This window comes from Simplicispira sp., assembly GCF_028687295.1.
In the GTDB taxonomy this organism is placed as follows: Bacteria; Pseudomonadota; Gammaproteobacteria; order Burkholderiales; family Burkholderiaceae_C; genus Simplicispira; species Simplicispira metamorpha.
This window is the reverse complement of sequence record NZ_JAQUAL010000167.1, coordinates 1-6,973: the sequence shown is the minus strand read 5'-3', so window position 1 is coordinate 6,973 and position 6,973 is coordinate 1. Positions and strand designations below refer to the sequence as shown.

Genomic DNA, 6,973 nt, shown 5'->3' with positions numbered 1-6,973 from the left:
CCCTGGCTGCGCACCCCGCGCCACGCCGAAGCACTGGGCCAGCGCATGCTGACGTGGCTGGCCCGCCCGCGCTGGCGTGTGACGTGGCAGCACTCATTTGCCGATGTGTCCACCGGCGCGTGGGTGGATATGGCCCACCCGCTGTCGCCTGTCCAGGGTCGCCATCGCCTGGTCAGTGCTGAGCTGGACTTGTCCTCTGCCAGCCTGTCGTGCGCCATCGAGGCGCCCGTGGGCGATGTGCCCGCCATCCAGACCACGCGCTTGTCCAGCGCCTTTGACCCGCTGATACAGCCCGGCATCACTGTGGACTTGGCTGGGAGCGAAATCATCTTCACTGCCCGCGATGAGCAAGGGCGCCCGTTGGCCGGGGCCAAGATCACGCTCAATGGCAAAAGCACCCGCATCGCCGACAGCGCAGGCCGCGTGTCATTCCCGGTGCAGCGCGGGCGCCACACGCTGCTGATTGAAGCTGATGGCTACCCGCCGTCCGAGGCCGTGGTGGTGGTGTGAGTGCAGGAACAAAGGTATGACGCAACGCCGCCGATTTTTTCCTTCCACCCCGGTGCAGACCGTACCGGGCCGCACCGTTGAGATGGAGGTGCAGGTGCGGCGCACCGCCCCGATACCAGCCACGTCTGTTGTCGAGCCACTGGTTGTAAAGCCACCGGTGTGGTGTGGCTGGGAGGATGACGATGGGATTCGTATGGTTGATCTGTCTGTAAATACGAATTCCATCAACGATGATGCTGGAGCGACATTCGAACAGGGGCTGTTTGTTGCAGTAGTCGATGGTGCGCAGTACGTGCATTGGGACATTTCGTTCACACCAGTGCTGTGGAGCGTGACGGAAGACGCAGGGCAGCAGTCCCAAGAAGAGGTATGGCGCGGCGATGTCATTGAGACCACGCTGTCGTCGGATGAGTTTTGGAGTGGAGGATACGCAGAACTTATCGAATTGCCAGCTGACATTGGCGGCGCTGAACCAGATGCATATTGGCCCATGGAAAGCATGTGGTTTCGCAAAGATGGCGAAGAGTGGACAGGCAATGGCGTTTATTTGCCGATCTACATCGCCGCAGGAAACACCCTGAGCGTCTCCCTTTTTCACCCCGCCGCAACCATATCCGGCGAACTCACAGCAGTGGCAAAAACGATTGAAGACGTAGAAATTGGACGGGTCACACTGCGCCTCATCGTGCCCTGCGAATTCTGACGATGCCATCGCAGGCTGACCAATCGGCCAATTTGACCGCACTTGAAAAAAGACGGGCGACTTGACCTGGTGCGCGAACACCAGGCCAAGCCCCCAACATGCAGGAATGAGCTGCAAGCCAGGCAAGACCCGCCACCCTCGCGAGAGCGGGTTGAGCCTATCAGAGTTTTCACACAGAGAAACAGGCTTGCAATTGAAGAAATACGGTGCGGCGCATGTAGCCGCAAATTGGCTGAAGGAATCTTTACCCGCTTATCTATCAAGTGCCCGCGCTGCGGCACGTTGAACCAGTTCCAGAGCGCCCCGAGCGCCTCTTTGATCGAACGCCATCTGAGCGTCAAACCCATGAAACGCTCAAATGACACAATCTCTGTTCCCCACTTTCACCTCGCCCAGCCCTGACACCATCACCAGCGGCGGGCGCAACCCCACCCTGGCTGATCGCTACCTGTCGGTACCTTTCACGCTCCTTGATGCCCGCACGGGCTGGTGGCGCGAGCGCAAAGCGCAGTGGCTTGCCACTGGCATTCAGTCCGAACTGGGCCGCAGCCGCGAATTGCTGTTCGCTTCATCAGCGCAGCCGCCCGCCACTTACACGGCCAAAAATGCTTTTGAGGCCGCCCTTGGCCGCAAAGCCACTTGGGCCGAATTCGCCCAGGCACACCCCGAGCACATCACGCAGCAAGGCACCAGCGTGTTCGACCCGGTGCTGTGCGAGCTGGTCTATCGCTGGTTTTCTGCCCCTGGCCAGCTGGTGCTCGATCCGTTTGCGGGCGGGTCTGTACGCGGCATCGTGGCAGCAGCCACAGGTCGGCGCTATGCCGGTGTCGATTTGCGGGCCGAGCAGGTCGATGCAAACCGTGCCCAATGGGCCACACTGGCCCAGCCCGGCATGCCCGCGCCGCACTGGGTGCAGAGCGACGCTTTGGCACTGCACCAGGCACTGCCCGACGTGCAAGCTGATTTCCTGTTTTCTTGTCCGCCCTATGGCAACCTGGAGCGCTACAGCGATGACAAGGCCGACCTGTCCACCATGCGGTACCCCCAGTTCCTGCGCACCTATCGCAAAATCATCAAAGAGGCAGTGGCCATGCTGCGCCAGGATCGCTTTGCCTGCTTCGTCGTGGGCGACATACGCGACACGCAAGGTCTGTACCGTGGCTTCGTGAGCGACACCATCGCCGCTTTCCGCGACGCTGGCGCACGGCTTTACAACGAGGCCATTTTGGTCACCCCATCAGGTTCCCTGCCTATTCGGGCCGGTAAGGCATTTGAAGTCTCGCGCAAACTGGGCAAGACGCACCAGCAGGTGCTCGTGTTCGTCAAAGGCGACCCCCGGCGTGCCACAGCCGCCTGTGGGGCCGTGCGCTGATGCTGCCCGCCCCCATCATTGAACAGCACGCTGGCATTGTGGTGGTGCGCGACGACCTGCTGCCTGGCGGCACCAAGATGCGCGCCATCCTGCCGCTGATGCAGGCGCAGGCTGCGGGCGAGTTCGTCTATGCCAGCCCGGCCCAAGGGTATGCCCAGGTAGCCATGGCCCACTGCGCCCGTCTCTTGGGGCGCCGTGCCACGGTATTCACTGCGGCACGCCAGCAGCCCCACATGCTCACCGTGGCTGCTGCCCAGGCCGGTGCGAACATCATCACCGTGCCTTGCGGCTATCTGTCCGTAGTGCAGGCCCGTGCCCGTGCTTATGCAGCCGAACGCGGCGCCTTCCTGGTGCCCTTCGGTGCAGACGATGCCGCCAGCATGCAGGCCATCTCGGCAGCCGCCACGGCCACCGGGCTGCAACCGCAAGAAGTGTGGAGCGTGGCCGGGTCTGGGGTGCTCACGCGGGCACTACAGCGCGCGTGGCCACAGGCACGATTCGTGGCGGTGGTGGTGGGTAAACAGGGAGGTGATACGGGCAGGGCGCGGCGGATTGTGCATCCGCTGCCTTTTGAGCGGCAGGCCAAGGTGCTGCCGCCTTTTCCCAGTGCGCCGGGCTACGACGCCAAGGCCTGGGAGTACATACGCGCCGAGGCAATGCCTGGCGCGCTGTTCTGGAACGTGGGGGCGTGAGGGACAGTGCTCAGGCAAAGCGCTCGCGCAGTGCAGCATGACCGGCCAATTTGGCCGCTTCAGGATCGATCCCAAGCTGGGTAAGCCAGCGTGGGTTCGTGTACGCGGTGCGCGCATCCAGAATGGCCTCGCGGTGCTTGTCCAGGCGCGCAAACGAGGCGGCAAGGCGAATCGCCTCATCCCATTGGCCACTGGCCATGTGATCGCGGACAAGGGATGCTTTGGATTGGGGTGCAGTGGTCATGGCGGGTGAGCTCCTAAAAAGTCGGTCGGACTCTAGAGAGAGCACCCGCAAAGTGCGAGTCAGTATTTCCGCTGACATGCCATTGAGGCGTTGTGCAATTTCCTTTCGCCTGCTGCAAACGCAGGCGGGCGAATTTATTGCATAGTCAGCGGCTCATTTATCGCGCGCCGCTTCACCGTGGTGTACTGCGCCACCCGGCCCACGGCCCTGATCTGGGCAATCTCGTCCTTGTCGAAGAACTGCGACAGCTTGCGCGAACCCAGTGCCATCAACGCACGGTTGTAGCCGCTGGCGCTGAATTTGCCGGTTTCGTCGGCAGCGGCCCCAATGGCTGCGGTTTTCAGGTGCGCTGCGATGCTGCCCCGCACGGCCTCCAGTGCCTGCGGGTCGCTGCGCCGCAGCTCCGCTGCCAAGTCTGCCGTTTGCAAAGCCTTGGCACTGCGGCTGATCACGTACTGCTGCACAAAGTCATCCGGCGCGGCCTTGCCTTCATACACCGCCTTCAACCCGGGAATGCGCTCCACCCGGCGCATCATGTCGGCGTTGGCCAAGCGGGCGCGGTTGAATGCCTCGCGCGCCTGCTCTCCCAGCTCCACGCCACCGGCATAGGCTTGGCTGCCACCGATGGCGCGTGCCCCTGCTGCCGGGCCAGCCTGCCCCAGCTCCATCAGGGGGGTGTCATCCAGCGCCTGGCGCACCAGCCCCAGCGCCATGCGGGTCTGTCCATCGCCGGTGGCCCGTTGCAGCTTGCCCATGGCGGTCTTGAGCTGCTCGGCGTAGTCCACGGTAAAAGGCACTTCACCTTGGGCAATCCGGTTCAGGTGCTGCGACACCGCAGGGGGCAGCGCCCCACCCACCAGGGCATCGTCCAGCAGCTTGCTGGCCTGCGTGGTGAACGTGCGGCCATCCAGCGCAAAACTGCGCCCAGCACTGTCACGCGCCTGGCTGTACAGCGCGTCAATGCCCGCCTTGTCCGCATCCAGCCCCCGCTGTAGGGCGCCCATGGCCCGCTCGCCCACCGTGGTGGCGTCATCGGCCGCACCAGCCCCCAGACGGTTCATGCTCGCAATCAGCGCGCTGTTGTTCTCGTTCTGGATGCGCGCCAAGCCGTGCAAACCGCTGTCTGTGGCATTCGCACCCATGCGCGCCAAGTTCTGCTCCCTGGTGATTTGCACAGGATCAAGGGTCAGCGTGCCCCGGGTTGGCGTGGCCCCCACCCGCTCAAAATCTGCCAGCCGCGACAGTGCGCCCGCATCCAGCCCGTCGCCTTGCCCCATGGCCTGCGATGCCTGGGCGCGCAGCGATTGGCGAATGCCCTCGGGCACGTCCTGCCAGTTCACCCCGGCGCGCCCCAGTGCCTGCTCCAACTGCTGCTCCAGCGCCTGTGCGCCGCCAGGCGCCAACCGGCTCGCCAGCCCGGCGCCCCCCTGCGCCACCTGGGCCATGCGGTTGCCCGCCACGCCGCCGACCAGGCTACCGGCCAGCCCTGCGGCCATCTGCATGCCCTCGCTGCCCCCAGCCTCACGCGATAGGCCCGTGGCCGCACCAGCGCCAGCAGCGCCCGCCACCTGCACCCCCGGGGCTGCGGCCAATAACTGGGCAGCGGCTTGCAAAGGGCCAGGGCGCACCGCCTGGGCCACCTTGCCAGCAGCCCCGGCCATACCAGCCCCACCCGCCATGAAGCGCGCCGCCTCGCCCACCACCCGCTCGGTGTCGCCCTCGGGCCTGGGCAGGCCCATGGTGTCGGCAACACCTTCCATGGTCTTGCCCATGGGCTTGCCTTCGGGCAGCCCCATGGCGCGCATGGCCGGGCCCGTGACCAGATTGCGCACCGGCTCCGTGATGATTTCCGCAGCCTGGCCCAACCCTTCCATGCCGTAGCGCGCGGTCAGGCCCACCTGCCGGGCCAGCTCGGGCCCGAATCCCCGGCTTGGGTTGTCCTGGGGCGGGGTCGTCGCAGGATGGGTGCTGCCCAGACTCCGGGTGGTGTCAGGGGTTGCCGGATTGATTGCCTGCTGGCTTGCTGCTGGTGCATCCCATTGCACACTGCCAATGTCGATCTTTGGCGCTGCCGATGGGGTCTTTGCCTCATCCCAAGTTACCTGGTTTGGATCAATCGGCATAGTCAACACTCCCATCGCTGTACTGCACGACGCGGCGGCCATTGATCGTGCCTGTGCGGGACACGGTGCGCTGCTGGGGTTGCTGCTGGGGTTGGCCAGCCACATCAGTCTGCGGAACATGCTTTCTGTGCAGCTCTTCAACGGTTTTCATGGCGGCCAGGCGCTGGCTTGCGGGGATAGCGGGATCGCCTATTTGCCCCGCCATTTCACGGTACAGCTGCACATCCTTATCGGACTGCGGCCCGGACATTTTGGGCATCTTCGAGATAAGTGCCCCCTGTAGTGCCTTGAGTTGCGCCGCAGCATCCGCGCCATTCGAGGAAAGCCCGAATACCCGGGCGGCCCTGTCCACGGCGGCCCCAGCATCGCTGCCCGTAGCGGTTGGCACCAGGCTACGTGCCTGGCCCAAGATGGAGAGCACGTCCTGAGCGTCTTTGCCTTGTTGCATCACCTCCTTGCTGCGGCTTGGGTCAGCAGGCCCACCAGGGATGGCCTCCAGCGTGCCGTCAGCCTTGTTGCGGTAGCCGCTGGGAACGCCGTCACGGCCAAGGCGCGTGGTATCGAGTGCCAAGCGCTGGCGGGCAATTTCTTCTTGGCTGGCCTGGTGCTGGGCTGCACGACGCTCGCGGATGCCTACAAGGGCCTGTTGGAATCTGGAGCGCTGAGTTTCACCCTGCTGGCGCATTTGTTCAGTGCCAAGATTGCTGGCCAGGCTGTTGTCCGACTGGTAGCGGGCCGTGTCAGCCTGCTGGGCGTCGTGCATCTGCGTGCCAATGGCGGCCTGCACACCGGCGACGCGCGCATTGGCTGCCTTGTTCGCCATGATGGCGTCGCCCTGGTTGCGGTGGACGGTTGATACCACACCCGCATTGCGCATCGCAAGGCTGCGCGGATCACGCAAATCGTTCATCCACGCAAAATTACCGCTGGACGCGGGCGAGTAGGCTTGCCCTCCAGCACCAGGCGCCCCCCTCGCCTCCATGCCCCCCGGAGAAAAGCCACGCACCCGGCCCATGGATTCCTGCTCTGAACGCTGGGCCAGCGCATCGGCGGCGGCCATGTTCTGCGCCGTGGGCAGGCTCCGGGGCTGCGCACCGCCCAACGCCGCCCCGGCGCTGTCCCCATAGCTGTTGCCGTTGCGGTAAACGCCGGGCATCACCTCGGTGCTGGATGGTTCGGGCTGCTGCAAAGGCTTCGATGGATTAGGGCGTGTCATCAACCAAATCCTGAGTGTGGAGCACGGCCATGGTACTTGTCATGCCAGCCAAACCACAGCAGCGGCAAGGTAGATAGCGCCCAGGAAGTTGCGCGCCGTCTTGTCGTAGCGTG

8 protein-coding genes are annotated in these 6,973 nt (G+C 64.3%); 5 read left to right on the top strand and 3 right to left on the bottom strand.

What is annotated here, in order from left to right:
- The 5 genes from PHX69_RS14410 to PHX69_RS14390 form a co-directional block, all read left to right on the top strand.
- On the top strand, positions 1-510 hold a 510-nt coding region (locus PHX69_RS14410), incomplete at its 5' end, for a carboxypeptidase-like regulatory domain-containing protein (protein WP_288044577.1).
- Positions 511-526: 16 nt separating this feature from the next.
- Positions 527-1,213: a hypothetical protein gene (locus PHX69_RS14405; protein WP_288044576.1), complete on the top strand. Its 687-nt coding sequence runs from the start codon at positions 527-529 to the stop codon at positions 1,211-1,213.
- 69 nt (positions 1,214-1,282) lie between these two features.
- Positions 1,283-1,615, top strand: coding sequence for a Com family DNA-binding transcriptional regulator (locus PHX69_RS14400; RefSeq protein WP_288044578.1), 333 nt, complete (start codon positions 1,283-1,285; stop codon positions 1,613-1,615).
- A complete protein-coding gene (locus PHX69_RS14395; protein ID WP_288044574.1) occupies positions 1,572-2,585 on the top strand; it encodes a class I SAM-dependent methyltransferase in 1,014 nt (337 codons plus the stop codon). Before PHX69_RS14400 ends, PHX69_RS14395 begins: the two co-directional genes overlap by 44 nt.
- Positions 2,585-3,277, top strand: coding sequence for a hypothetical protein (locus PHX69_RS14390; protein ID WP_288044572.1), 693 nt, complete (start codon positions 2,585-2,587; stop codon positions 3,275-3,277). The genes PHX69_RS14395 and PHX69_RS14390 overlap by 1 nt, the downstream gene beginning before the upstream one ends.
- A gap of 10 nt (positions 3,278-3,287) precedes the next feature.
- Here PHX69_RS14390 and PHX69_RS14385 read toward each other — a convergent pair whose 3' ends face one another.
- From PHX69_RS14385 to PHX69_RS14375, 3 genes are all read right to left on the bottom strand, one after another.
- Positions 3,288-3,521, bottom strand: coding sequence for a hypothetical protein (locus tag PHX69_RS14385; RefSeq protein ID WP_288044570.1), 234 nt, complete (start codon positions 3,519-3,521; stop codon positions 3,288-3,290).
- 134 nt (positions 3,522-3,655) lie between these two features.
- Positions 3,656-5,644 (bottom strand): hypothetical protein, encoded by a 1,989-nt coding sequence (locus PHX69_RS14380; protein ID WP_288044568.1) that lies wholly within the window; start codon positions 5,642-5,644, stop codon positions 3,656-3,658.
- Positions 5,634-6,860: a hypothetical protein gene (locus PHX69_RS14375; protein ID WP_288044566.1), complete on the bottom strand. Its 1,227-nt coding sequence runs from the start codon at positions 6,858-6,860 to the stop codon at positions 5,634-5,636. Before PHX69_RS14375 ends, PHX69_RS14380 begins: the two co-directional genes overlap by 11 nt.
- Positions 6,861-6,973 lie beyond the last annotated feature (113 nt).